The organism is Streptomyces sp. NPDC096040 (genome assembly GCF_040303265.1).
Classification (GTDB): Bacteria; Actinomycetota; Actinomycetes; order Streptomycetales; family Streptomycetaceae; genus Streptomyces.
Window position 1 is genome coordinate 1 of sequence record NZ_JBEOTA010000015.1, and the last position, 25,208, is coordinate 25,208.

General features: G+C 69.5%; 19 protein-coding genes, 1 tRNA gene and 1 pseudogene. 11 read left to right on the plus strand and 10 right to left on the minus strand.

All coding sequences use genetic code 11. The features are described 5' to 3' along the window. Nucleotides 1-449, minus strand: a pseudogene (locus ABTY98_RS21325) (YibE/F family protein); the annotation flags it as partial. A gap of 241 nt (nt 450-690) precedes the next feature. Between ABTY98_RS21325 and thiC the strand changes: the two are divergent. Continuing rightward, the gene (gene thiC, locus ABTY98_RS21330) at nt 691-2,517 is read left to right on the plus strand and encodes a phosphomethylpyrimidine synthase ThiC (RefSeq protein ID WP_352222495.1); all 1,827 of its coding nucleotides are present in this window, start codon (nt 691-693) and stop codon (nt 2,515-2,517) included. 161 nt (nt 2,518-2,678) lie between these two features. Here the strand turns inward: thiC and ABTY98_RS21335 are convergent, their stop codons facing one another. The 3 genes from ABTY98_RS21335 to ABTY98_RS21345 all read right to left on the minus strand — a co-directional run bounded on the left by ABTY98_RS21335 (nt 2,679) and on the right by ABTY98_RS21345 (nt 6,236). Next, a complete protein-coding gene (locus tag ABTY98_RS21335; RefSeq protein ID WP_352222496.1) occupies nt 2,679-3,548 on the minus strand; it encodes a hypothetical protein in 870 nt (289 codons plus the stop codon). 180 nt (nt 3,549-3,728) lie between these two features. Then, nucleotides 3,729-4,817 carry a metallophosphoesterase family protein gene (locus ABTY98_RS21340; protein WP_352222497.1) on the minus strand — a complete coding sequence of 363 codons (1,089 nt, stop codon included), beginning with the start codon at nt 4,815-4,817 and terminating at the stop codon, nt 3,729-3,731. Between the two features lie 306 nt (nt 4,818-5,123). Further along, a complete protein-coding gene (locus ABTY98_RS21345) occupies nt 5,124-6,236 on the minus strand; it encodes a LacI family DNA-binding transcriptional regulator (protein ID WP_352222498.1) in 1,113 nt (370 codons plus the stop codon). 437 nt (nt 6,237-6,673) lie between these two features. Between ABTY98_RS21345 and hisC the strand changes: the two genes are divergently transcribed. From hisC to cydD, 4 genes are all read left to right on the plus strand, one after another. After that, nucleotides 6,674-7,753, plus strand: coding sequence for a histidinol-phosphate transaminase (hisC, locus tag ABTY98_RS21350; RefSeq protein WP_352222499.1), 1,080 nt, complete (start codon nt 6,674-6,676; stop codon nt 7,751-7,753). A 268-nt stretch (nt 7,754-8,021) separates the two neighbouring features. Beyond that, entirely contained in the window at nt 8,022-9,530 is a 1,509-nt protein-coding gene (locus ABTY98_RS21355; RefSeq protein ID WP_352222500.1) for a cytochrome ubiquinol oxidase subunit I, read from the plus strand. 18 nt (nt 9,531-9,548) lie between these two features. Then, nucleotides 9,549-10,556 carry a cytochrome d ubiquinol oxidase subunit II gene (gene cydB, locus ABTY98_RS21360; protein ID WP_352222501.1) on the plus strand — a complete coding sequence of 336 codons (1,008 nt, stop codon included), beginning with the start codon at nt 9,549-9,551 and terminating at the stop codon, nt 10,554-10,556. 60 nt (nt 10,557-10,616) lie between these two features. Then, entirely contained in the window at nt 10,617-14,183 is a 3,567-nt protein-coding gene (gene cydD / locus ABTY98_RS21365) for a thiol reductant ABC exporter subunit CydD (protein WP_502994299.1), read from the plus strand. Between the two features lie 322 nt (nt 14,184-14,505). On the opposite strand, the gene ABTY98_RS21370 is transcribed toward cydD, so the two are convergent. The 6 genes from ABTY98_RS21370 to ABTY98_RS21395 form a co-directional block, all read right to left on the minus strand. Next, nucleotides 14,506-15,393, minus strand: coding sequence for an HAD-IIB family hydrolase (locus ABTY98_RS21370; protein WP_352222503.1), 888 nt, complete (start codon nt 15,391-15,393; stop codon nt 14,506-14,508). Between the two features lie 123 nt (nt 15,394-15,516). Continuing rightward, on the minus strand, nt 15,517-16,419 hold the full coding sequence (locus tag ABTY98_RS21375; RefSeq protein ID WP_352222504.1) for an LLM class flavin-dependent oxidoreductase: 903 nt from the start codon (nt 16,417-16,419) through the stop codon (nt 15,517-15,519). A 128-nt stretch (nt 16,420-16,547) separates the two neighbouring features. Beyond that, nucleotides 16,548-17,135: an RNA 2'-phosphotransferase gene (locus ABTY98_RS21380; protein ID WP_352222505.1), complete on the minus strand. Its 588-nt coding sequence runs from the start codon at nt 17,133-17,135 to the stop codon at nt 16,548-16,550. Between the two features lie 121 nt (nt 17,136-17,256). Beyond that, nucleotides 17,257-18,207 (minus strand): MerR family transcriptional regulator, encoded by a 951-nt coding sequence (locus ABTY98_RS21385; protein WP_352222506.1) that lies wholly within the window; start codon nt 18,205-18,207, stop codon nt 17,257-17,259. After that, a complete protein-coding gene (locus ABTY98_RS21390) occupies nt 18,204-19,964 on the minus strand; it encodes an SDR family oxidoreductase (protein ID WP_352222706.1) in 1,761 nt (586 codons plus the stop codon). Before ABTY98_RS21390 ends, ABTY98_RS21385 begins: the two co-directional genes overlap by 4 nt. Nucleotides 19,965-19,984: 20 nt before the next feature. Next, a complete protein-coding gene (locus ABTY98_RS21395; RefSeq protein WP_352222507.1) occupies nt 19,985-20,836 on the minus strand; it encodes a M24 family metallopeptidase in 852 nt (283 codons plus the stop codon). Nucleotides 20,837-21,063: 227 nt separating this feature from the next. Between ABTY98_RS21395 and ABTY98_RS21400 the strand changes: the two genes are divergently transcribed. The 6 genes from ABTY98_RS21400 (at nt 21,064) to ABTY98_RS21425 (ending at nt 25,166) form a co-directional block, all read left to right on the plus strand. Beyond that, entirely contained in the window at nt 21,064-22,029 is a 966-nt protein-coding gene (locus ABTY98_RS21400; RefSeq protein ID WP_352222707.1) for an ABC transporter ATP-binding protein, read from the plus strand. Continuing rightward, a complete protein-coding gene (locus ABTY98_RS21405) occupies nt 22,019-22,927 on the plus strand; it encodes an ABC transporter permease subunit (RefSeq protein ID WP_352222508.1) in 909 nt (302 codons plus the stop codon). Before ABTY98_RS21400 ends, ABTY98_RS21405 begins: the two co-directional genes overlap by 11 nt. Further along, a complete protein-coding gene (locus ABTY98_RS21410; RefSeq protein WP_352222509.1) occupies nt 22,924-23,835 on the plus strand; it encodes an ABC transporter ATP-binding protein in 912 nt (303 codons plus the stop codon). The genes ABTY98_RS21405 and ABTY98_RS21410 overlap by 4 nt, the downstream gene beginning before the upstream one ends. A gap of 10 nt (nt 23,836-23,845) precedes the next feature. Beyond that, nucleotides 23,846-24,565, plus strand: coding sequence for an ABC transporter permease subunit (locus ABTY98_RS21415; RefSeq protein ID WP_351695747.1), 720 nt, complete (start codon nt 23,846-23,848; stop codon nt 24,563-24,565). 79 nt (nt 24,566-24,644) lie between these two features. Then, nucleotides 24,645-24,857, plus strand: a complete 213-nt coding sequence (locus tag ABTY98_RS21420) for an SGM_3592 family protein (RefSeq protein WP_352222510.1) — start codon at nt 24,645-24,647, stop codon at nt 24,855-24,857. Nucleotides 24,858-25,060: 203 nt separating this feature from the next. After that, a tRNA-OTHER gene (locus ABTY98_RS21425) sits at nt 25,061-25,166 on the plus strand. Nucleotides 25,167-25,208 lie beyond the last annotated feature (42 nt).

Here is a 25,208-nt window from a genome sequence, read left to right on the forward strand (position 1 = left end):
CAGCTGACGGAGTCGACTTTGCTGACGGTGGCGGCTTGGGTCTGGCGGTCGAAGCCGACGCCGGTGCGTTCGTGGGGTGGTGCGCCGCCGGGCCACAGGATCACGAGGCCGGCGATGACGGCGGCGGTGAAGGGGATGAGGATGGCCGCGATGACCTTGCGCAGGTGCTTGGAGACCGGCGCGGCGGGTCCGTGGCTGTGGCTGTGCGAGTGACCGTGCCCGCCGCCTGCACCGGAGCCGCCCTGACCGGGTCCCTGAGCGGGCGGGTGCCCGTGGGCATGGCCGTTGTCGCGACTGTGGGCAGGCTTCTGGTCGTAGTGCCGACCCTGTCCGTGGTCGTGTCCGTCACCGGCACCATGGCCCCCGTGGCCGGTTCCGCCACCCTGGGCGGTGCTGTTGCCGCGCCTCGGCTCGGGGGGCGGGTAGGGGGGCTGCTGTGTCGTGGTCACCGCCCGATCATCGCAAGAAGGGCAGGGGCCCTCTGTTCACCGCGCCCGAATTGACGCTAGCGTGGAGGCACCTTTGCACACGCGGGAGCTCGGAGCACCGGGCTGAGAGGGCGCTGACCTCCGTATTCGCGATGTTTCACGTGGAACGAGTGATGTTTCACATGAAGCGCCGCCCAACGGAAGCCGCTGCGTCGACCGCCGAACCTGTTACCGGGTAATGCCGGCGTAGGGAGTAGGTCAAATGACCAACAAGGACGCACGCACGCCTGCCTTCAGTCAGGACGAACAGCCCATCGCGGGCGAACCGTCCCAGGAGGCCGGGAAGTCCATCGGCTGGCACAAGGGGTATGTCGAGGGCTCGCGCCCCGACCTCCGGGTGCCGGTCCGTCAGGTGCATCTCACCAATGGGCAGTCGGTCACGCTCTACGACACCTCCGGCCCGTACACCGATCCGACCGTCGAGACCGACGTCCGCAGGGGCCTGCCTCCACTGCGGGAGAACTGGATCATCGCCCGCGGTGACACCGCCGAGTACGCGGGCCGTCCCGTCCGTCCCGAGGACGACGGGCTCAAGCACACCTCGCCGCGTGGCGGGCTGCGCAACCTGGACGCGGTCTTCCCGGGCCGCCCGCGCCAGCCACGCCGCAGCCGGGACGGTGAGGCGGTCACCCAGCTGGCGTATGCCCTCAGGGGCGAGATCACCCCGGAGATGGAGTACGTGGCCATCCGTGAAAACGTCTCTGCCGAGATCGTCCGTGAGGAGATCGCGGCGGGACGGGCCGTGCTACCGGCCAACGTCAACCACCCGGAGATCGAGCCGATGATCATCGGCAAGCGGTTCCTGGTGAAGGTCAACGCCAACATCGGCAACTCCGCGGTGACCTCCTCCATCGAGGAGGAGGTGGAGAAGATGACCTGGGCTACCCGCTGGGGCGCCGACACGGTCATGGATCTGTCCACCGGGCGCAACATCCACACCACCCGCGAGTGGGTGCTGCGCAACTCCCCCGTCCCCATCGGCACCGTTCCGCTCTACCAGGCCCTGGAGAAGGTTGACGGCAGGGCCGAGGAGCTGACCTGGGAGATCTACAAGGACACGGTCATCGAACAGGCCGAGCAGGGTGTGGACTACATGACCGTCCACGCGGGTGTACGCCTGCCGTACGTGCCGCTCACCGCCAACCGCAAGACCGGCATCGTCTCGCGCGGCGGCTCGATCATGGCGGCCTGGTGCCTCGCACACCACAAGGAATCGTTCCTGTACGAGAACTTCGAGGAACTCTGCGAGATCCTCGCCGCCTACGACGTCACGTACTCGCTGGGTGACGGCCTGCGCCCCGGCTCCATCGCGGACGCCAACGACGAGGCTCAGTTCGCGGAGTTGCGCACGCTCGGGGAACTCAACCGGATCGCCAAGCGTTTCCATGTACAGACGATGATCGAGGGCCCGGGCCATGTCCCGATGCACAAGATCAAGGAGAACATCGACCTTCAGCAGGAGATCTGCGATGAAGCTCCGTTCTATACGCTCGGCCCGCTGACCACGGACGTCGCACCGGCGTACGACCACATCACCTCCGGCATCGGCGCCGCGATGATCGCTTGGTGGGGGACGGCGATGCTGTGCTACGTCACCCCAAAGGAGCACCTGGGCCTGCCCAACCGGGACGACGTCAAGACCGGCGTGATCACCTACAAGATCGCCGCCCATGCGGCCGACCTCGCCAAGGGCCACCCGGGCGCGCAGGAGTGGGACGACGCGCTGTCCGACGCCCGCTTCGAGTTCCGGTGGGAGGACCAGTTCAACCTCGCCCTCGACCCGGACACGGCCCGCGAGTTCCACGACGAGACGCTTCCGGCCGAGCCGGCGAAGACGGCCCACTTCTGCTCGATGTGCGGGCCGAAGTTCTGCTCGATGAAGATTAGCCAAAGCATCACAGAGCGGTTCGGTGGTGCTGCGGCTGAGGGGGCGTCTCCGGAGGAGGTCGCGGAGGGGATGCTGCAGAAGTCGAAGGAGTTCGCGGCGAGCGGGAACAGGGTGTACCTGCCACTGGCAGAGGAGTCGTAACCCCACACAGGTGAAGGCCATCACCGACGGGGCGCAGGCGAACAGCGCCGCCGTCCGGGCGGCACGGGAGGAGTTCGACGAGCGCTCCGCCCGGCTCCCCGGCTCTGTCTCTTAGACACCGGGTGTCCGGCTTGCGCCCCCGGGCGGGGGCGCAAGCCGGGTTATTCCGGCTGGTGTTCCGGGCCTCCGAAGTCCGGGCTGGTGTAGTCCGGGCTGGTGAAGCTCGGGCGGGGGGCCGGTGCGGTGCGGTCGTCGGTGCTGAAACCAGGGCGGTCGTAGCCGAGGCGCGGCATCCGGTTGCCCGGGCCCGACGGGGTCGTACGGCGCAGTCCGGCTGTGCCGGGTTCGGTGGCCAGCGCTTCCCGCAGGAAGGGCAGGATGCCGCGTTCCAGCAGGGCGTCCCGCCAGGCATCCCTTGCCTTGGCCACCTCCCCACCGGGTTCGCCGTAGGCTCCGGCCTCCAGTGAGGGGCTGTTGCGCAGTGCGGTGAGAAGCAGCCCCGCGCCGGCCATGAGGATGGCGGCCGCGGTCACCACGCCGAAGACCCAGCCGGCGGTGAGCATGGTCTGGGCGAACGCCGGGGCCGGGTCCAGCATCTTCAGGACGTAGCCGACGAGCAGGAAGATCGCGGCGGCGGTACCGGCGAGCACGGGCGCCAGGACCAGGGCGACGGCGAAGCCGCCGGCGCCCGTGGTCTCGGCGGCCTCGCCGAGGGTGGTGGCGAGCCCCATCGCACCGCCCGTGGCCGACTCTGCCGAGTCGGACTCCTGGACGGTGGCCGGGGTGGACCGCGCCGGATTGCGCAGTTCCTCGCGGACCTTCACATAGTGCTGGTACTCGGTCGCCGCGGCCGCCGCTATCAGTGCGGTGGCGTTGAGCGCCATGGTGCGCAGCTGTTCGGTGTTCAAACGCTGGCCGACACCGGCCAGTTCGGGACGGTGAGGGGCGGAGCGCAGCGCCTCATCGAGGATCCGCTCGTATTCCTGGCGGTCCTCGCTGTGCAGGTGCTGCGGAACGCTGTTCATGTGCATCCCCCGATGCTCCGTAGGGCTTGGGGCTCGCACGCCGGCGAGCCGTCGGGCAGAAACGGAGGGGAGCCTGCTACGGATAAACCGATGGTAGAGCCGTTAAGGCACGCGGTGACAGGGGGTTGCCGGAAATTGGGGATGGCCCGCGTGTGACATCGGGGGACAGAACAGCGTGCCGAACGCTCAGGCGTCCAGCGGAAGTTGCCTGACCAGCAGCTTTCCGGCCATGGTCACTCCGCCGTCCATGGCGATGGCGAGCCCGTCCGCGTAGACGTGCGGTCCCTCCACCACGGGGCCGGTGTTCTCCTCACCGTCCTCGGAGCCGACTTCCCCCAGCAGATAGGGAATCGGGCTGTGTCCGTGAACGATGCGGGTGCCGCCGTACGTATCGAGAAGGGAACGGACGGCGTCTGCACCCCCCTCGTCGCGGAAGGAGAAGCGCTTGGTGAACTTACGGAACAGGTCCCAGACCTCGTCCGCGTCGTTTCGGGTGATCGTCTCGCGGATCGTGTCGTTGACCGCCTCGATCGAGTCGCCGTAGTCGAGGTAGGCGGTGGTGTCGGAGTGGACGAGCAGATAGCCGTCGACCTCCTCGATCGCGTCGAGGCGGGCCATCCACTGGAGGTGGTGGTCCTGGAGCCGGTCCATGTCGGTCTTCTGCCCGCCGTTGAGCAGCCAGGCTGCCTGGAAGGTGGCGGTGCCCGCGCCGGAGTTGACGGGGGTGTCGCCGAACCGCTTGGCGCCGAGCAGCAGCAGCTCGTGGTTGCCCATGAGGGCCTTGCAGTAGCCGCCGGCCGCGGCCGCCTCGGCGGACAGCCGCATCACCAGGTCGATGACGCCGATGCCGTCGGGACCCCGGTCGGTGAAGTCGCCCAGGAACCAGAGCCGGGCGGTGCCCGCACACCACTGCCCGTCCTCGTCGATCAGCCCCTGCTCCCGGAGCGCGGCGACCAGCTCGTCGAAGTAGCCGTGCACGTCTCCGACGACGTAGAGCGGGCCGGGACCGGCCGCGAGCTGGGCGGCCGGGGCGGCGGCCGGGTCGACGGGCATCTGGAGCGTGTCGCCGCGGTTGATGACGGGCAGGTCGCGCTGGGTGGGCGTGTACCCCTCGGGATATCCGTCGGGGTACGGCTCGTCGAGCGGCGGGGCGAGGTCGCCGGGGTGGGTGCTCTGGACGTACGGACCGGTCTCGTTGACGTACGCGGGCACCCGGAAGTCGCGCAACGTCGCTGTCCGTTCCGCCTCGGGTCCCTGACCGGCCCCCTGAGTCATCAGACCCCTCCACCATCGCGCCGCATCTGCACCGCTTCGGACTGCCTGGTCGCAGCGGCCCGCGGTGTCGTGGCCCCATCATAGGAATGCCCGTCGCGCCGTGTGATGACCCAGGGGTGGTGAATCGGAGCAGGACTCCAGTTCAGCGTGGCTTTCGCCCCGGTTGGGCAGGGGTTCGACCACCCGCCGTCAACCTGCCGGCTGTCTTTCGACGGCGCCGGGCAGGCGCGTCGGCCGCCTCCGTGTGCGTATGGGCCGTCCATACGTTCACATGGGGTGGCCGTGTGTGCGTACGGGCCGTCCGTGCTACTCCTCCTCCGGTGCCCGCGGCGGGCTGACCGTGGTGCGCTGCGGGCGTCGCTGGGACGAGGTACGCACGATCAGTTCGGTCGGTATCACCTGCTCGACCGGCCGGTCCGACTCCACCCCCTCGATCGCGTCGATGAGGAGCTGTACCACCGCCGTGCCGATACGGCGCGGCTTCAGGGAGAGTGTGGTGATGGGCGGCTCGGTGTTGGCGTAGACGGTCGACTCACTGCAGCACACCAGCAGCAGGTCGTCGGGGACGCGCAGCCCGTAGCGGCGGGCGGCGGCGAGCAGGTCGGTGCCGTTGGGGTCGAAGAGGCCGTATACGGCGTCGGGGCGGTCCGGGCGGGCCAGCAGCCGGTCGGCGGCGACGGCGCCCGCGCAAGGGTCGTGCGCCGGGTAGGCCTCGTAGACCGGGTCCTGGCCGACGCGTTCGCACCATCGCAGGTAGGCGGTGGTGGACAGATGGGTGTACGTGTCCGTCGTGGTGCCGGTGAGCAGGCCGATCCGGCGGGCGCCCGCGTCGGCGAGATGGTCGAGGATGCCGAGGACGGCGGCTTCGTGGTCGTTGTCCACCCAGGCGGTGACCGGGAGCGAGCCGGCCGGGCGGCCGTCGGAGACCACCGGCAGCCCCTGCCGGACCAGCTCACTGACCACCGGGTCCTGATCGGAGGGGTCGATGACGACCGTGCCGTCCAGGGCGACGTTCGACCACACGTCGTGGCGCGAGGTCGCGGGCAGGATCACCAGGGCGTAGCCGCGGGCGAGCGCTGCCGAGGTGGCGGCCCGTGCCATCTCGGCGAAGTACGCGAACTCGGTGAAGGTGAAAGGTTCATCCCCGTACGTCGTCACGGTCAGGCCGATCAGTCCCGACTTGCCGGTACGGAGGGTGCGGGCGGCGGCCGAGGGGCGGTACCCCAGCCGGTCGGCTACCTCGCGAACGTGGCGCCGGGTGGCATCCGGGAGCCGGCCCTTGCCGTTCAGGGCGTCGGATACGGTCGTGATGGAGACTCCGGCGGCGGCGGCCACGTCTCTGATGCCCGCCCGGCCCGGCCGGCTGCCTCGCCGAGAGGTTTCCGCGCGGCTCACCTGGTGCTTCCCTGCTGCTGTCATGGCGAGCCGATAGTAGGGCTCATGCGGTGGGGTAGTGCGGACGCATATGCACGCGTTGACAGGCACGTTTCTGCAAGGTCAAATTGGGTCAACTACATTAGAAACAAAGTCAGTTGAACGATCCAATGGTGAGACGTGACTTGTCGGCACGCATGGGCCTGCCGACTGCCCGATGTCTCGAAGAGGTCTCAACTCACCTTCACGGGTGATGCGCGCCACGGCGCGAGCCACCGGCGCGTAGATATATGTAGGGCGCGCCCCCGAAAAATGCGCCTTCGTGCGGTGATGCCCGTGATGCCGGTGGGACGGATGAGGTCAGATCCTCGGCTGCTTGCTCGCTCCGCCGCTGTACGCAGCGGGGCCGAATCCTCATAAGGTGAGCAGTATTGGATGCCGGCGGCGCGGACGGTCCGCCGGTGGTCGCGAGGAGGACTGCGGTGAGCGAGACGAGCCCCAAGCTGCGCGCCGAGCTGGAGGGTATCCCCACCTACAAGCCGGGCAAGCCTGCCGCGGCCGACGGCCCCGTCGCCTACAAGCTCTCCTCCAACGAGAACCCGTACCCTCCGCTGCCCGGCGTGATGGAGTCCGTGACCACGGCCGCTGCCGCCTTCAACCGCTACCCGGACATGGCGTGCACGGGGCTGATGAACGAGCTGTCGGACCGCTTCGGCGTCCCGCTCGGCCATCTGGCCACCGGCACCGGCTCGGTCGGCGTGGCCCAGCAGCTGGTCCAGGCCACCAGCGGCGCCGGCGACGAGGTGATCTACGCCTGGCGGTCCTTCGAGGCGTACCCGATCATCACGCAGATCAGCGGTGCCCGCCCGGTCCAGGTGCCGCTCACGCCCGGCGATGTGCACGACCTGGACGCGATGGCCGACGCTATCACCGACCGCACCCGGCTGATCTTCGTCTGCAACCCCAACAACCCGACGGGCACGGTCGTGAAGCGGGCCGAGCTGGAGCGGTTCCTGGACCGTGTGCCGGGTGATGTGCTGGTGGTCCTTGACGAGGCCTACCGGGAGTTCATCCGCGACCCCGAGGTGCCCGACGGCGTCGAGATCTACCGGGAACGGCCGAACGTCTGTGTCCTGCGGACCTTCTCCAAGGCGTACGGCCTCGCCGGACTGCGCGTCGGCTTCGCGATCGCCCATGAGCCGGTGGCGGCGGCGCTGCGCAAGACGGCGGTGCCGTTCGGCGTGAGCCAGCTCGCCCAGGAGGCGGCGATCGCCTCGCTGCGGGCGGAGGACGAGCTGCTTGGCCGGGTCGGCTCGCTGGTGTGCGAGCGGCAGCGCGTGGTCGGGTCGCTCCGCGCTCAGGGCTGGACGGTGCCCGAGACCCAGGCCAACTTCGTGTGGCTGCGGCTGGGGGAGCGTACGACGGCCTTCGCGCAGCTCTGCGAGGAGCACGGCGCGGTCATCCGGCCGTTCCCGGGCGAGGGCGTCCGGGTGACGGTCGGGGAGACCGAGGCCAACGACATCTTCCTGAAGGCGGCGGAGAACTTCCGTAAGGAGCTCTAGCCGCAAGGAGCTCCAGCAGTCGGCCAGTTCCACGGGTACGGGGTCGCCGTTGAGGCGGCCCCGTTGTCGTATGGGTTTCACGTGAAACCGAGGGCCGTGGGCGACGTGACGGAGAAGACAGGACCCCCCTGCCTACGTCGAAAATCGGTGCGTCATAATGGCTTGTGAATGTGAATGCATTCACAAGCGCCCCCCGTTTGGTCCGTGATGTACGCGACAAAGGGGGCAAACTGCCGCTTCATCACGGCGACGTAAGGAGACTGACGACGTGGACCTGGCCCTGGCGCCGGAGACATTGGCGCGTTGGCAGTTCGGCATCACCACCGTCTACCACTTCCTGTTCGTCCCGCTGACGATCTCGCTGGCCGCCCTCACGGCCGGTCTGCAGACCGCCTGGGTGCGCACGGAGAAGGAGAAGTACCTCAGGGCGACCAAGTTCTGGGGCAAGCTCTTCCTGATCAACATCGCGATGGGCGTCGTCACCGGCATCGTGCAGGAGTTCCAGTTCGGCATGAACTGGTCGGACTACTCGCGGTTCGTCGGTGACATCTTCGGCGCCCCGCTCGCCTTCGAGGCGCTGATCGCGTTCTTCTTCGAGTCCACCTTCATAGGACTGTGGATCTTCGGTTGGGACAAGCTGCCCAAGAAGATCCATCTGGCCTGTATCTGGATGGTCTCCATCGGCACGATCCTGTCCGCCTACTTCATCCTCGCGGCCAACTCCTGGATGCAGCATCCCGTCGGCTACAAGATCGACAAGGCGAAGGGACGCGCCGAGCTGACGGACTTCTGGGCCGTCCTGACCCAGAACACCGCACTGGCCCAGGCCTTCCACACGCTGACCGCGTCCTTCCTGACCGGCGGCGCCTTCATGGTCGGCATCGCCGCCTTCCACCTGTTCCGCAGGAAGCACATCATCGTGATGAAGACCTCGCTGCGGCTGGGCCTGGTCACCGTCGTCATCGCCGGCCTGCTCACCGCGATCAGCGGTGACACCCTCGGCAAGGTCATGTTCAAGCAGCAGCCGATGAAGATGGCCGCCGCCGAGGCCCTGTGGGACGGCCAGAACTCGGCACCGTTCTCGGTCTTCGCCTACGGCGACGTGAGCAAGGGCCACAACAGCGTCGAGCTGTCGGTCCCCGGCATCCTGTCGTTCCTCGCCGACGACGACTTCAACTCGTACGTCCCCGGCATCAACGACACCAACAAGGCCGAGCAGCAGAAATACGGTCCGGGCGACTACCGCCCGATCATCCCCGTCACCTTCTGGGCGTTCCGCTGGATGATCGGCTTCGGCATGGCGTCCTTCGCCATCGGCCTGGTCGGACTCTGGCTGACCCGCAAGAAGTTCATGCTGCCGCAGCATCTGCGGGTCGGCGAGGACGAGGTGCCGCATCTGGTCCTCTTCAAGAACAAGGCCCTGAGCCCGAAGCTCGGCAGGCTGTACTGGCTGGTGGCGATCTGGACGCTGGGCTTCCCGCTGATAGCCAGCTCCTGGGGCTGGATCTTCACCGAGATGGGCCGGCAGCCGTGGGTCGTCTACGGCGTCCTGCAGACCCGTCACGCCGTCTCCCCCGGTGTCTCCCAGGCCGAGATCCTCATCTCGATGATCACCTTCACCGCGCTCTACGCCGTCCTCGCCGTCATCGAGGTCAAGCTGCTCGTGAAGTACATCAAGGCCGGGCCGCCCGAGCTCACCGAGGACGACCTCAACCCGCCCACGAAGATCGGCGGCGAGGCCCGTGACGCCGACAAGCCGATGGCCTTCTCGTACTAGGTCGAGGGAGACGCAGTCATGGAACTTCACGACGTCTGGTTCGTCCTGATCGCCGTCCTGTGGACCGGCTACTTCTTCCTGGAGGGCTTCGACTTCGGGGTCGGCATCCTCACCAAGCTGCTCGCCCGCGACCGGATGGAGAAGCGGGTGCTGATCAACACGATCGGCCCGGTCTGGGACGGCAACGAGGTGTGGCTGCTCACCGCGGGCGGCGCGACCTTCGCCGCCTTCCCCGAGTGGTACGCCACGCTCTTCTCCGGCTTCTACCTGCCCCTGCTGGTCATCCTGGTCTGCCTGATCATCCGGGGTGTCGCCTTCGAGTACCGGGCGAAGCGGCCCGAGGAGAACTGGCAGCGCAACTGGGAGACCGCGATCTTCTGGACCTCGCTCATCCCGGCGTTCCTGTGGGGCGTGGCCTTCGGGAACATCGTGCGGGGCGTGAAGATCGACCAGAACTTCAACTACGTCGGCAACGTCTGGGACCTGCTCAACCCGTACGCCCTGCTCGGCGGACTGGTGACGCTGACCCTGTTCACCTTCCACGGGGCGGTGTTCACCGCGCTCAAGACCGTCGGTGACATCCGGGTACGGGCGCGGAAGCTGGCGAGCAAGGCCGGTCTGCTCGTCGCCGCGCTGGCGCTGGTCTTCCTGCTGTGGACCCAGGTCGACAGCGGTGACGGCAAGAGTCTGGTGGCCCTGGTCGTGGCGGTCGTCGCGCTGGTCGCCGCCCTCGGTGCCAACTTGCGGGGCCGTGAGGGATGGGCGTTCGCTCTGTCCGGCATCACCATCGTGGCCACCGTGGCGATGCTCTTCCTGTCGCTCTTCCCGAACGTCATGCCGTCGTCGCTCAACGCGGACTGGAACCTCACGGTCACCAACGCCTCGTCGAGCCCGTACACCCTGAAGATCATGACGTGGCTCGCGGCGATCGCCACGCCGATCGTCATGCTCTACCAGGGGTGGACGTACTGGGTGTTCCGCAAGCGGATCGGTACGCAGCACATCGCAGCCGAAGCCGCGCACTGAGTCCGAAGAGAGGGTGTTTCACGTGAAACACCCTCTTGGGACCGAAGGGGCATGTTTCACGTGAAACCAATCGACCCACGTCTCCTCCGCTACGCCCGTGCCACCCGCCTCTTCCTGGTGGCGGTGGTCGGTCTGGGTGCCCTCGGCGCCGGGCTGGTCATCGCCCAGGCGATGCTCATCGCCGAAGTGGTGGTCGGCGCCTTCCAGCACGGCGACTCGGTATCCGAACTCCGCACTCCCCTGCTGCTGTTGGTGGCCGTCGCCATCGGCAGGGCGCTGGTCTCCTGGCTGACCGAGCTGGCCGCGCACCGGGCGAGCGCGGCGGTCAAGTCGGAACTGCGGGGGCGGCTTCTCGGCCGTGCTGTAGCACTCGGTCCCGGCTGGCTGAGCGGTCAGCGGACCGGGGCGCTGGTCACCCTCGCCACGCGCGGAGTCGACGCCCTCGACGACTACTTCTCCCGCTACCTGCCCCAGTTGGGGCTCGCGGTGGTCGTACCGGTCGCGGTGCTGGCCCGGATCGTCACCGAGGACTGGGTCTCCGCGGCGATCATCGTCGGGACCCTGCCCCTCATCCCGCTCTTCATGGTGTTGATCGGCTGGGCCACGCAGTCCCGTACGGAGCGTCAGTGGCGGCTGCTGTCCCGGCTGTCCGGCCACTTCCTGGATGTGGTCGCCGGGCTACCCACGCTGAAGGTGTTCGGGCGGGCCAAGGCGCAGGCCGAGTCCATCCGCCGGATCACCGGTGAGTACCGGCAGGCGACCATGCGCACCCTGCGGATCGCCTTCCTCTCCTCCTTCGCACTGGAACTGCTCGCCACGCTGTCGGTGGCGCTGGTCGCCGTGACCATCGGTATGCGGCTGGTACACGGCGACATGGACCTCTACATCGGGCTGGTCATCCTGGTGCTGGCGCCCGAGGCATACCTCCCGCTGCGGCAGGTGGGTGCCCAGTTCCACGCGGCGGCGGAGGGGCTCGCGGCGGCGGAGGAGATCTTCGCGGTGCTGGAGACGCCGGTGCCGCTGTCCGGGACGGGGCACGTCCCTTCTGAGGCTTCTCTGGCCTTCGAGGGAGTGACTGTCCGCTATCCGGGTCGTTCGGCGGACGCGGTGACCGATGTGTCGTTCACCGTGGAACCCGGCGAGACCGTCGCGCTGGTCGGCCCGAGTGGAGTGGGCAAGTCGACGCTGCTGAACGTGCTGCTGGGGTTCGTGCAGCCGGTGGCGGGCCGGCTGCTGATCGGGGGAGCCGAGCTGGGTGAGGTGGATCTGGAGGCGTGGCGGTCGCGGATCGCGTGGGTGCCGCAGCGGCCGCATCTGTACGCCGGAACGATCGCCGAGAACGTACGGCTCGCGCGTCCCGCCGCGGACGACGACGCGGTACGACGGGCGTTGGGGGACGCGGGGGCGCTGGAGTTCGTGGACGCGTTGCCGGAGGGCGCCGGGACCGTGCTCGGCGAGGACGGGGCCGGACTGTCCGCCGGGCAGCGGCAGCGTCTGGCGCTGGCGCGGGCCTTCCTGGCTGACCGGCCTGTGCTGTTGCTCGATGAGCCGACGGCTGCGCTGGACGGGGCGACCGAGGCGGAGGTCGTGGCGGCGGTACGGCGGCTTGCCGCGGGGCGGACGGTGTTGCTGGTGGTGCACCGGCCGGCGTTGCTCTCGGCGGCGGACCGGGTGGTGAGGCTCTCCGGCAGCGAGGCCCCCAGTGGGCTCCGCCCCCTGGATTCCCAGCGCCTTCACCCACCCATCACCCGACTTGGTCAAGAGGTGAGCGAGGAGCTCGGTCGGTCGGGGAGTGGCTCGGTGGAGCAGCCCGGTCTGTCTGCACGTGGCCCTGTGGAGTCTGCGGCCGTGCGTCGCCAGCGTGTTCTGGCTCGGGTTCGGGCGGCCTCTGGGGCCCGGCGAGGACGATTGTTGCTGGCTCTCCTGCTCGGGGCTCTCGCGCTCGGCAGCGCCGTCGGGCTGATGGCGACCTCCGGGTGGCTGATCTCGCGGGCCTCGCAGCAGCCGCCGGTGCTGTATCTGATGGTCGCCGTGACGGCCACGCGGGCCTTCGGGATCGGTCGGGCCGTGTTCCGGTACAGCGAGCGGCTTGTGTCGCACGACGCCGTGCTGCGGATGCTGGCCGACACCCGGGTCGCCGTGTATCGGCGGCTTGAGCGGCTCGCACCTGCCGGGCTCCGGGCGACCAGGCGCGGGGATCTGCTCAGCCGGCTGGTCGCCGACGTGGACACCATGCAGGACTACTGGCTGCGGTGGCTGCTGCCCGCCGGCGTCGCGGTGGCCGTGTCCGCCGGGGCCGTGGGGTTCACGGCCTGGCTGTTGCCCGAGGCGGGGGCCGCCCTGGCCGTCGGGCTGTTGGCCGCCGGTGTCGGTGTTCCGCTGGTGACCTCCGCCGTGGCCCGGCACGCCGAGCAGCGGCTGGCGCCCGCCCGCGGCTTGCTCGCGACCCGGGTGACCGACCTGCTCACCGGCACCGCCGAGCTGACCGTCGCAGGCGCGCTGCCCGCCCGTAGCGACGAGGCCCGGCGGGCCGACGGCACGCTCACCCGGATCGCCTCGCGGGCCGCCACCGCCACCGCGCTCGGTGACGGACTGACCGCTCTGCTGACGGGCCTGACCGTCGCAGCCACGGCGCTGCTGGGCGCCCAGGGGGTCGCCGACGGCCGGCTGAACGGGGTGGCGATGGCGGTCGTCGTACTCACTCCACTGGCCGCCTTCGAGGCCGTACTGGGGCTGCCGCTCGCCGTGCGGCACCGGCAGCGGGTGCGCAAGAGCGCCGAACGCATCTACGAAGTGCTGGACGCGCCCGAGCCGGTGAGGGAACCCGAGCGGCCGCGCCAGGCGCCCGTCACGCCCTTCCCCGTCGTGCTGAAGGGCCTGTCCGCCCGCCACGAGGGCCAGCGTCGGGACGCGATCACCGGGCTCGACCTCACCCTCCACGAGGGGCGCCGAGTCGCCGTGGTCGGTCCCTCCGGCTCGGGCAAGACGACCCTCGCCCAGGTCCTGCTGCGGTTCCTCGACCCGGACGCGGGCTCCTACACGCTCGCCGGCGTGGACGCGTACGGCATGGACAGCGACGACGTGCGCCGGCTCGTCGGGCTGTGCGCCCAGGACGCCCACCTCTTCGACAGTTCCGTACGGGAGAACCTGCTGCTCGCCCGTAAGGACGCCACCGAGAAGGACCTGCGGGACGCGCTGGGCCGGGCCCGGCTGCTGGCCTGGGTGGACGGGCTGCCCGACGGGCTGGACACCCTCGTCGGCGAGCACGGGGCTCGGTTGTCCGGCGGGCAGCGGCAGCGGCTGGCGCTCGCCCGGGCGCTGCTGGCGGACTTTCCGGTCCTCGTCCTGGACGAGCCCGCCGAGCATCTCGACCTGCCCACGGCGGACGCGCTCACCGCGGATCTGCTGGCCGCCACCGAGGGCCGTACGACGGTGCTCATCACCCACCGGCTGGCAGGCCTGGAGGCCGTGGACGAGGTAATCGTGCTCGACGAGGGCCGGGTGGTGCAGCGCGGGCCGTACGCGGAGCTGGCCGCCGTGGCGGGACCGTTGCGGGGGATGGCGGAGCGGGAGGCGGCGGCGGAGTCGCTGTTGGGAGAACCTCAAGGCCTGGTGGGGGCGCCTTAGGGCCTGGCGGGGGAGCCTGGACGCCGACGACGGGGTCGGCGTCCCCGAAGGCGGCCGCCGCAGCGGCTCAGGAACGCAAGCGGCGCGCGGAGTCGCTGGGCGGCGACAGCCGGCACGGACCCGGCGTCGGCCCGGACGGCGGGCGGGACGACGGTGGTCTGGCAGGCGCCGTACTGGACCGGAAACGGAAAGCCCGTGCCGGACAGCAAGCGGCGGCAGGAACGCCGTACTGAACTGGAATCGGAGAGCCGTGCCGGACAGCAAGCGGCTGCAGGCGCCGTGCTGGAAGCGGCGGCGAGCGCGGTACCGAGTCCGGCAGCCTTTAGAGGCGCGCGGCCAGCAGCTGCTCGATCACGACCGCCACGCCGTCGTCGTTGTTGGCGACCGTGCGGCCGGAGGCGGCGGCGATGACGTCGGGGTGGGCGTTGCCCATGGCGTACGACTGCCCGGCCCAGGTCAGCATCTCGACGTCGTTGGGCATGTCGCCGAAGGCCACGACCTCCTCGTGCGAGATGCCGCGCTCGGCGCACTCCAGGGCCAGCGTGCTGGCCTTGGAGACCCCCGGACCGCTGATCTCCAGCAGGGCGCTCGGGCTGGAGCGGGTGACGTTGGCGCGGTCGCCGAAGGCGAGGCGGGCGAGGGTGAGGAACGCGTCGGGGTCGAGGTCGGGGTGGTAGGCGAGGATCTTGAGCACGGGCTCGCCGGCGCTCGGACCGTCGACCGCGAGGATCTCCTCCGCGGACAGCAGATGGTCCGGTGTCTCCAGATGCAGCTTGGGATAGGCCGGCTCCTGGTGGAAGCCGTACGTCTGCTCGATCGCGTACACCGTGCCGGGCGCGGCGTCGCGCAGCAGCCGTACGGCGTCCAGCGCGTTCTCCCTGGCCAGCTCGCGCACCTTCACGAAGCGGTGGGCGCCGGGGCCGCCGTGCAGGTCGACCACGGCCGCGCCGTTGCCGCAGATCGCCAGGCCGTGGCCGTGGACGTGGTCGCTGACGACGTCCATCCAGCGGGCAGGGCGGCCCGTGACGAAGAAGACCTCGACGCCTGCCTCCTCGGCGGCGGCCAGCGCGGCGACCGTCCTCGGGGAGACCGACTTGTCGTCGCGCAGCAGGGTGCCGTCGAGATCGGTGGCGATCAGCCGGGGTGGGGTCGCGAAGGCGGAGGTCTCGGGCTGTCGGGTCGCTGAGGTCACCGAGCCATTCTCACGCATATGCCCGCACGCAAGTGCGATGCTGCGCACAGATGAGACACAGATGACTCCCGAAGCATCCCCGGGCCCTGCCCAGCACCCCTCGGACTCCTGCCCAGTGGCACCCGAATCCTGCCGCCGGCCTCAGGCCAGCTGGGCCGGGGCCTCCATGGCGATCTGCTCGAAGACCTTCTCGTCGGCCGCGAAGTCCGAGTCGGGGATGGGCCAGTGGATCACCAGCTCGGTGAAGCCCAGCTCCTGGTGACGGCCGGCGAAGTCCACGAAGGCGTCCAGGGACTCCAGCGGACGGGCGCGGTCCGGGGTGAACCCCGTGAGCAGGACCTTGTCCAGCTCAGACGCGTCCCGGCCGACCGCCGCACAGGCCTCGCCGAGCTTCACCGTCTGACCGCGCAGCGCCTCGACGGACTGCTCCGGCGTGCCGTTCTCGTACAGCTTCGGGTCGCCGGTGGTCACCCACGCCTGTCCGTACCGCGCGGTCAGCTTCAGCCCGCGCGGGCCGGTGGCCGCGACCGCGAAGGGCAGCCGGGGCCGCTGCACACAGCCTGGGATGTTGCGCGCCTCGTGGGCCGAGTAGAACTCGCCCTCGTACGTGACGGAGTCCTCGCTCAGCAGCCTGTCGAGCAGCGGCACGAACTCGGCGAACCGGTCGGCGCGCTCGCGTGCGGTCCACGGCTCCCGGCCCAGCACGGTGGCGTCGAAGCCGGTCCCGCCGGCACCGATACCGAGCGTCACCCGGCCGCCGGAGATGTCGTCCAGGGAGATCAGCTCCTTGGCGAGCGTCACCGGATGCCGGAAGTTCGGCGAGGTGACGAGCGTGCCCAGACGCACCCGGTCCGTGACGGACGCGGCGGCGGTCAGCGTCGGAATCGCACCGAACCACGGGCCGTCCCGGAAACTGCGCCACGACAGGTGGTCGTAGGTGTACGCGGTGTGGAAGCCCAGCTCCTCGGCCCGCGTCCACGCGGCACGACCGCCCTCGCTCCAGCGACGGTACGGCAGGATCACGGTGCTCAGACGCAGACTCATGCGTCCGAGACTAAGGGGACTCACTGACAACGGACGAAACGGTCACCGTATGCGGCCGCTCAGCCACACCGTGAGGAGGCGGCCCCCTCTTCGGAAGGGCTTGGTCCGTACCAGCGATGTGCAGAGGGTCAGTGCGGCTCGGGGAACCGCAGGTATTCCGGCGGTACCGCCTTCGTCAGCCACACCCCGTTCGCACTGATGTGGAAGACATGGCCGGCCCGGTGCATCGCGCCCGCGTCGACCGACAGCACGACCGGGCGGCCGCGCCGGGCGCCGACCCGGGTCGCGGTCTCGCGGTCGGCCGACAGATGCACATCGTGCCTGCTCATCGGACGGAGACCCGCCGTCCGGATCGCGTCCAGGTTCCGTGCCACAGTCCCGTGGTAGAGGTACGGCGGCGGGGTCGCCGGCGGCAGTCCGAGTTCGACGTCGATGCTGTGGCCCTGGCTGGCGCGGATCCGGGGGCCTTCGATCGCGAAGCGCTGCTTGTCGTTGGCGGCGACGACATGGTCGAGTTCCTCGCGGGCGACCGGGAAGCCGTGCGCCGCTGCCGCCGCGAGCAGTGTGTCGATCTCCACCCAGCCGGCCTCGTCGAGCGTGAGGCCGATGCGTTCGGGCTGGTGGCGCAGGTGTTTCGAGAGGTACTTCGACACCTTCACGGTGCGCCGCTCGTCCCGCACTTTGTCGTTCTGTCCGATGTCCGGTTTGTCGTTCACGCCACCAGCGTGCCGGGAGAGACGCGGATCACGCAGATATTTTTTGCCGGAGGTTTGATCCACAACCAAGTCCGGTTATCCACAGGTCAATTGGCTGGACTGTGGACAACTGCTGGGCGATTCAGGGTGTTTCGTCAAGATCGTTAATAGAGTCGTGACGTGCGGTCAGAGTGTCCAAGTAGCGTGCCCGCACCTCCCGTTCGGCTGCCAGGGCGATGAACTCGGCTATGTGGTCCGGGCCAACGAGACGTCCTACGGCCTGGATCGTGTCGGCGGGGAGAGGAACGGTACGCGTCTCCTCCCGGTTCTTCGGCTGTTCTCCGGCACCAAGTTGCCTGCGTACTTCGCGGGTCGCGAACAGGCGCATGGCCCGGGCCAGTTCGGCGTCCACGGTCTGCTGGGCGAGGGGGCGCAGACGTCGTACGAGGGAGGCCGCTTCGGCTGCTTTCGCGTCGCTGCGGTGGTGTGGGTCGTCGAGGTAGCCGGCGAAGACGTGCTCGGTGGTGAACTCCAGGAAACGGGAAGCTATGTGCTCGACCTGGACCCTCAACTCCCGCAGGTGGGCAGAGATCGCGGTGAGCGGTACTCCGGCCGCGTGCAACTCGGCTGCCACCGCCAGCTCTTGGGGGCTAGGGACGAGGAAGGAGTCGGGGTCGCCCGCGACCGGTTCCAGTATGCCGAGTTCCACCGCCTCGGCCACGGCCGTGTCGTCGGGGGTGCCGCCGAAGCGGGCGTCCAGGTCGGCGCGGGAGAGGCGGGCCGGTTCCTCGTCGGTCCAGGGGCCCTCGGCCTCGGTGACGAGGCCGAGGACGCCGGCCAGGCCGCGGCCGGTGTCCCAGGCGTCGAGGAGTTCCTTGATGGAGGCCAGGGTGTAACCGCGGGCGAGGAGGTCGGCGATCTGGTGGAGGCGGGTGAGATGGGCGTAGGAGTAGAGGTTGGCGCGGCCCTGGCGCTCCGGGCGGGGGAGGAGACCTTTGTCCTGGTAGGCGCGGATGGTTCGGACGGTGGTTCGGGAACGGTGGGCCAGGTCCTCGATGCGGTACGTCTTTTGGGGTGGTGGGTCGGCCGTCACAGCCTCGGCTCCATCCGTGCGATCCGCCTCAGCACCCCCGGCGCCACCCGCGACAGCAACCGTGCCCCCCGCGCCTCCGGGGTCACCGGTACCACCGCCCTGTTGTGCTCCACCGCCTCCAGAATCGCTGAAGCCACCTTCTCCGGCGGGTAGTTCCGCATCCCGTACAGGCGGGCCGAGCGCTTCTGCCTGCGCCGTTGCTCCTCCTCGTCGACTCCGGTGAAGCGGGCCGTCGACGTGATGTTGGTGTTGATGAAGCCGGGGCAGATCGCGGTCACGCCGATGCGCCGAGCGGCGAGTTCGGCGCGCAGGCACTCGGACAGCATCAGGACCGCCGCTTTGGAGGTGCTGTAGGCCGGCAACGCCCGCGAAGGCTGGTACGCGGCAGCCGACGCGACGTTCACGATATGGCCGCCCTGGCCGCGTTCCGCCATCCGCGCGCCGAACAGGCGGCAGCCGTGGATCACGCCCCAGAGGTTGACGTCCAGGACCTTGCGCCAGTCATCCGCGGTGGTCGTGAGGAACGAGCCCGACAGGCCGATGCCCGCGTTGTTGACCAGCACGTCCAGGACCCCGTGCTCCCGGTGGACCCGCTCGGCGAGCTTCTCCATGGCCTGCTCGTCGGAGACGTCGGCCGTCTCGGCCCAGGCGTCCGCCGCTCCGACCAGCCGGGACAGCTCGGCGGTGCGGGCGGCGGCCTCCGCGTCCCGGTCCACGGCCACCACGCGCGCGCCCGCCTCCGCGAACGCGAAAGCCGTGGCCCGGCCGATGCCGCTGCCCGCGCCGGTGATCAGGACCAACTGTCCTGCGAACCGCTGGGTGTGGCGGTCCGCTCGCTTCGGCTCGGTGCCCCGGCTGCCCTCGACGGAGATCACGAACTCCTCGATCCAGGCCGCCACCTGGTCCGGCCGGGTACGGGGGATCCAGTGTTTGTCGGGCAGGGTGCGGCGGGTCAGCTGTGGTGCCCAGCGTTCCAGGTCGTCGTACAGCCGCTCGGAGAGGAACGCGTCGCCCAGGGGCGTGATGAGCTGCACGGGCGCGTGCGCGTACGCGTCCTCGCGTGGGCGGCGCAGCCGGGGTCTTACGTTGTCGCGGTACAGCCAGGCGCCGTGCGCCGCGTCGGAAGGGAGGGAGGCGGTCGGGTAGTCCCCGGCGGGGAGCCTCTCGGCCCGCTGGAGGAGCCTCGGCCAGGCCTTGCCGAGCGGGCCGCGCCAGGCCAGTTCGGGGACGACGGGGGTGTGCAGCAGGTACACGTACCAGGACTTGGCGCCCTGGCCGAGGAGTTGGCCCACCCGGCGGGGTGTCGGGCGCTTCACGCGCGCGTTGATCCAGTGGCCGAAGTGGTCGAGGGACGGCCCGGACATGGAGGTGAAGGAGGCGATACGGCCCTCCGTGCGCGCCACGGTGACGAACTCCCAGGACTGCACCGAGCCCCAGTCGTGGCCGACGAGGTGGACCGGGCGGTCCGGGCTAACCGTGTCGATCACCGCCAGGAAGTCGTCGGTCAGTTTGGCCAGTGTGAAGCCGCCGCGCAGCGGTTGCGGTGCGGTCGAGCGGCCGTGGCCCCGGACGTCGTACAGCACGACGTGGAAGCGCTTGGCGAGGCGGGGCGCGACCTCGGACCAGACCTCCTTGCTGTCCGGGTAGCCGTGGACGAGGACGACCGTCGGCTGTGCCGGATCGCCCAGTTCCGCCACGCACAGTTCGATGCCGCCGGTGCGCACCCGGCGCTCGCGCGCGCCCTTCAGTGCCGTCACCTGTCCGCCGCCCAGCTCCGTCACTTGTCCTCCGCCCAGCGCCGCACGTGCGGCAGATCGTCGTCCAGCCAGAAGGCGCTCTGCTCGGGGTCCCGGGAGTCGGTGACCACGAGAATCTCCTCGAACTTGGCTCCTGTGCCCCGGAAGCCGAGGTGCGGTTCGACCGCCCACAGGCCCGGCCGCGGCGGGTGGTCGGAGAAGCGGTACGGAGACCACAGGGGCGACCAGCCCTCGCGGTGGCCGTGCAGGGCGTCGGCCGCGAGGCCCTTCAGGGACTGGGTGCCGAACCCGAAGAGATGAGGTGACCAGCGGCGCTGCTTCACCCGGTCCACCTTGTGGGCGATCACGCCGAACGGGTACGCGCGGTGCCGGTTGGCGTAGCCCTGGCGGACCATGAGGCGGTCCACGTCCTCGTAGATCTCGCGCAGCGGGCGCCGCTCGCGCACCTCGCGCAGGATCAGCTGCCGGTGTGCCTCCAGGTCGGCCATCAGCCGGTCCTGTACGGGGTTGATCCCGAGGGAGCCCGAGTAGCCGATGTCGGCCGTGTAGCCGTCGTACACCGGGGCCAGGTCCAGGATGAACGGCATTCCGGGCGCGAGCCGGCGGTCGGTCGGGAAGAACTGGAGCGGTATGCGGAAGTCCGTGAACGCGGTGCGGTCGCCGAACCAGGCGAAGGGGAGGTGGAACGAGTCCCGTACGCCACGCGCGCGGAGCCACTCGCGCTGCATCCGGGCCGCCTCGCGCTCGGTGATCCCGGGCTCCAGCCGGGCTGCGACTGCTTCCGCGCATTCGTACGCGAGTCGCTGCACCCGCCGGAAACCCTTGAGCTCCGTGGCGCGTTCGGAGAGTACGTCCTGCACTGTCGTCGTCATCCGCCCCGTCCCCATCGACTGCGGTACGCGTCCGTAACTTGACACTGGTGAATGTGACAGTTGTTAGAGGCGACGTCAATAGCCGGTGCAAGGGGCCTGTGGACAACTCCGCGTAGCTCTCAAGCAGGGGATCCCCTAGGGTCCCGTAATACTCGAGAGTGACGCGAAGACGGCTCTCGGGTCTGACGACCTCCGTGGCCCGCATCACTACCTTCGATGACGTGACTGTGATCGCGACCGAAAGCCTGAGCAAGCGGTTCCCCCGGGTGACCGCGCTCGACCGGCTGTCCGTGGACATCGGACCCGGTGTGACCGGACTCGTCGGAGCCAACGGCGCCGGCAAGTCCACCCTGATCAAGATCCTGCTGGGTCTGTCCCCCGCGACCGAGGGCCGGGCCGAGGTGCTCGGCCTCGACGTGGCGACCAAGGGTGCCGCCATCCGCGAGCGGGTGGGCTATATGCCGGAGCACGACTGCCTGCCGCCCGACGTCTCGGCCACCGAGTTCGTCGTGCACATGGCCCGCATGTCCGGCCTGCCGCCCGCCGCCGCCCGCGAGCGCACCGCCGACACCCTGCGCCACGTAGGGCTCTACGAGGAGCGGTACCGCCCCATCGGCGGCTACTCGACCGGCATGAAGCAGCGTGTGAAGCTCGCCCAGGCGCTGGTGCACGACCCGCAGCTGGTCTTCCTGGACGAACCGACCAACGGCCTCGACCCGGTCGGCCGCGACGAGATGCTCGGCCTGATCCGCCGTATCCACACCGACTTCGGCATCTCGGTCCTGGTCACCTCGCACCTGCTCGGCGAACTGGAGCGCACCTGCGACCACGTGGTCGTCGTCGACGGCGGCAAGCTGCTGCGCTCCAGCTCCACCACCGACTTCACCCAGTCCACGACCACCCTCGCGATCGAGGTCACCGACAGCGACGAGCACCCCGACGGCACCCGCGCGGTGCGTGACGCGCTGCACGCGCGCGGGGTGGAGACGAACCACGAGGGCGGCGGCCTCCCCGGCGCCGGCCACATCCTGCTGCTCACTGCCCAGGGCGAGGAGACGTACGACCTGGTGCGTGACGTCGTCGCCGACCTCGGTCTCGGCCTGGTGCGCATGGAGCAGCGCAGACACCACATCTCCGAGGTTTTCACCAGCAGCGACGAGCAGCGGAAGGAGGCGGCCGTCCATGGCGGTTGAGCAGCCCCTGGCCACCCCCGCGGGTGACCAGTCCCGTATCCACGACATCGGCTACCGCGGCTACGACGGCCCGCGCCTGGGCCGCGCCTACGCCCGCCGTTCCCTCTACTCGCAGTCCTTGCGCGGCTCCTACGGCCTCGGCCGCTCGGTGAAGTCCAAGGTGCTGCCGATGCTGCTGTTCGCGGTGATGTGTGTGCCCGCGGCCATCATGGTGGCCGTCGCCGTCGCCACCAAGGCGCACGAACTCCCGGTGTCCTACACGCGGTACGCGATCATCATGCAGGCCGTCATCAGCCTGTACGTCGCCTCGCAGGCACCGCAGGCCGTCTCCCGCGACCTGCGCTTCAAGACCATCCCGCTGTACTTCTCGCGGCCCATCGAGACCGCCGACTACGTCCAGGCCAAGTTCGCGGCCCTGGCCTCGGCGATGTTCGTCCTGACCGGCGCCCCACTGGTCGTGATGTACGTGGGTGCCCTGCTCTCCAAGATGGGCTTCGCCCACCAGACCAAGGAATTCACCCAGGGACTGGTCGCCGTGGCCCTGCTCTCGCTCCTGTTCGCCGGAATCGGCCTGGTCATCGCCTCGGTCACGCCACGTCGCGGCTTCGGTATCGCCGCCGTGATCGCCGTGCTGACCATCTCCTATGGAGCCGTCTCCACCCTCCAGGCCATCGCCGACGCCCAGGGCAGCGGCAGCGCCGTCCCCTGGATCGGCCTGTTCTCCCCGGTCACGCTGATCGACGGCGTGCAGTCCGCGTTCCTGGGCGGCAGCTCCGCCTTCCCGGGCGGGATCGGCCCGTCCCACGGCGAGGGCGCTGTGTACGTCCTGGTCGTCCTGGGCCTGATCGCCGCGTGCTACGGCCTGCTGGTGCGCCGCTACAAGAAGGTGGGACTGTGACCACGCTCTCCATCGACCACGTCTCCCGCTGGTTCGGCAACGTGGTCGCCGTCAACGACATCACCATGACCATCGGCCCCGGCGTCACCGGCCTCCTCGGCCCCAACGGCGCCGGCAAGTCCACCCTCATCAACATGATGGGCGGCTTCCTGGCCCCCTCCACCGGCACGGTCACCCTCGACGGACAGCCGGTCTGGCGCAACGAGGGCATCTACAAGCACATCGGCATCGTCCCCGAGCGCGAGGCGATGTACGACTTCCTCACCGGCCGCGAATTCGTCGTCGCCAACGCCGAGTTGCACGGCCTCGGCGCCAAGGCCGCCCAGAAGGCCCTCGCCACGGTCGAGATGGAGTACGCGCAGGACCGCAAGATCTCGACGTACTCCAAGGGCATGCGCCAGCGCGTGAAGATGGCGTCCGCCCTGGTCCACGACCCCTCCCTGCTCCTCCTCGACGAGCCCTTCAACGGCATGGACCCGCGCCAGCGGATGCAGCTGATGGACCTGCTGCGGAAGATGGGCGACGACGGCCGCACGGTGCTGTTCTCCTCGCACATCCTCGAAGAGGTCGAACAACTCGCCTGGCACATCGAGGTCGTGGTCGCCGGACGGCACGCGGCCAGCGGCGACTTCCGCAGGATCCGCCGCCTGATGACCGACCGCCCGCACCGCTATCTGGTCCGCTCCAGCGACGACCGCGCCCTCGCGGCCGCACTGATCGCCGACCCGTCGACCTCGGGCATCGAAGTCGACGTCACCGAGGGCGCGCTGCGCATCCAGGCCGTCGACTTCGGCCGCTTCACCGCCCTGCTGCCGAGGGTCGCCCGCGACCACGGCATCCGGCTGCTCACGGTCTCGCCGTCCGACGAGTCCCTCGAATCCGTGTTCTCGTATCTGGTCGCGGCGTAGGAGGCCGAAGATGTACGACCCCACAGTCGCCCGGCTCACTTATCGAGCCCTGCTCGGCCGCCGCCGGGCTCTCATCCTGGGGGCGCTGCCCCTGCTGCTCATCGCGATCTCCGTCGTCGTCCGCGGCCTCGCAGGCGCCGACGACCAGACGGCCTCCGACCTGCTCGGCGGCCTCGCGCTCGCGACCATGGTGCCGATCATCGGCGTCATCGCCGGCACGGGTGCGATCGGCCCGGAGATCGACGACGGCTCGGTGGTGTACCTGCTGTCCAAGCCGATCAAACGGCCGACGATCATCCTCACCAAGCTGATCGTGGCCATCGCCGTGACGATGGTGTTCTCGGCCCTGCCGACACTGATCGCGGGCTTCATCCTCAACGGCAACGGTCAGCAGATCGCCGTCGCCTACACGGTGGCCGCACTGGTCGCGTCGATCGCCTACGCGGCGCTGTTCCTGCTGCTGGGCACGGTGTCCCGGCACGCGGTGGTCTTCGGGCTCGTCTACGCGCTGGTCTGGGAGGCCCTGTTCGGCTCCCTCGTCCCGGGCGCGCGCACGCTGAGCGTCCAGCAGTGGTCCCTGGCGGTCGCCCACAAGGTGACCGGCGGCGAGCTGGTCACATCCGACGTGTCGCTGGCGACGGCCACGGTACTGCTGATCGCGGTGACCGTCCTGGCGACCTGGTACGCCGGCCAGAAGCTGCGCTCGCTGACGCTGGCGGGCGAGGAGTAGACGCCCAGCTTATTGACGGGGGCTTCACCTCTGTCCGGGCACACTGGACAAAGCGGGTGTACTGCGTAGGAGGCGCGGGATGGCTGAGGGTTTCGGAGACGGGGACTGGGACGGGGTTGTCCTGGACGAGGACTTCATACGGTCCGCGGGGACTTCGGAGCCGTCCGCGCGGGCGCGGATGCTGGCCGCGAAGTGGCGGGCCAAGTCGCCGGAACCTCAGCCGTGGCGGTCGGACGAGCCGCCCGCCGGGTGGTTCTTCAGCAAGGTGCGGCGCCGGTGGTGGCGTCGGTAGGCGTCTTTAAATTCGGTGGCTTCCAACTCGGCGAACAGGCACAGTTGTTGTGTCAGCCCACGAACCGGGAGAGGAGCCGGACGATGTCCATGCACGACAGTACGTCCCGCTCCCTTCAGGGCAGCCCGCGGCAAACCGCGATGTAGCTGCCCGGGGCGGCCGCTTCGAGCACGCGATGTCGCTCTCGCGTGGGCCGCCCACCCGGAGGATTGGCCGAGTGGTAAGGCACTGGCTTGCGCTGCGTTTGATTCAAGGCAAGTCATGGTCGGGCCTGGAAAGCCCGCGCACGTTCGATCCGTGCATCCTCCGCAATGCTTTGAAAACGCCTTGACCGAAGCCACAGCGAACGCC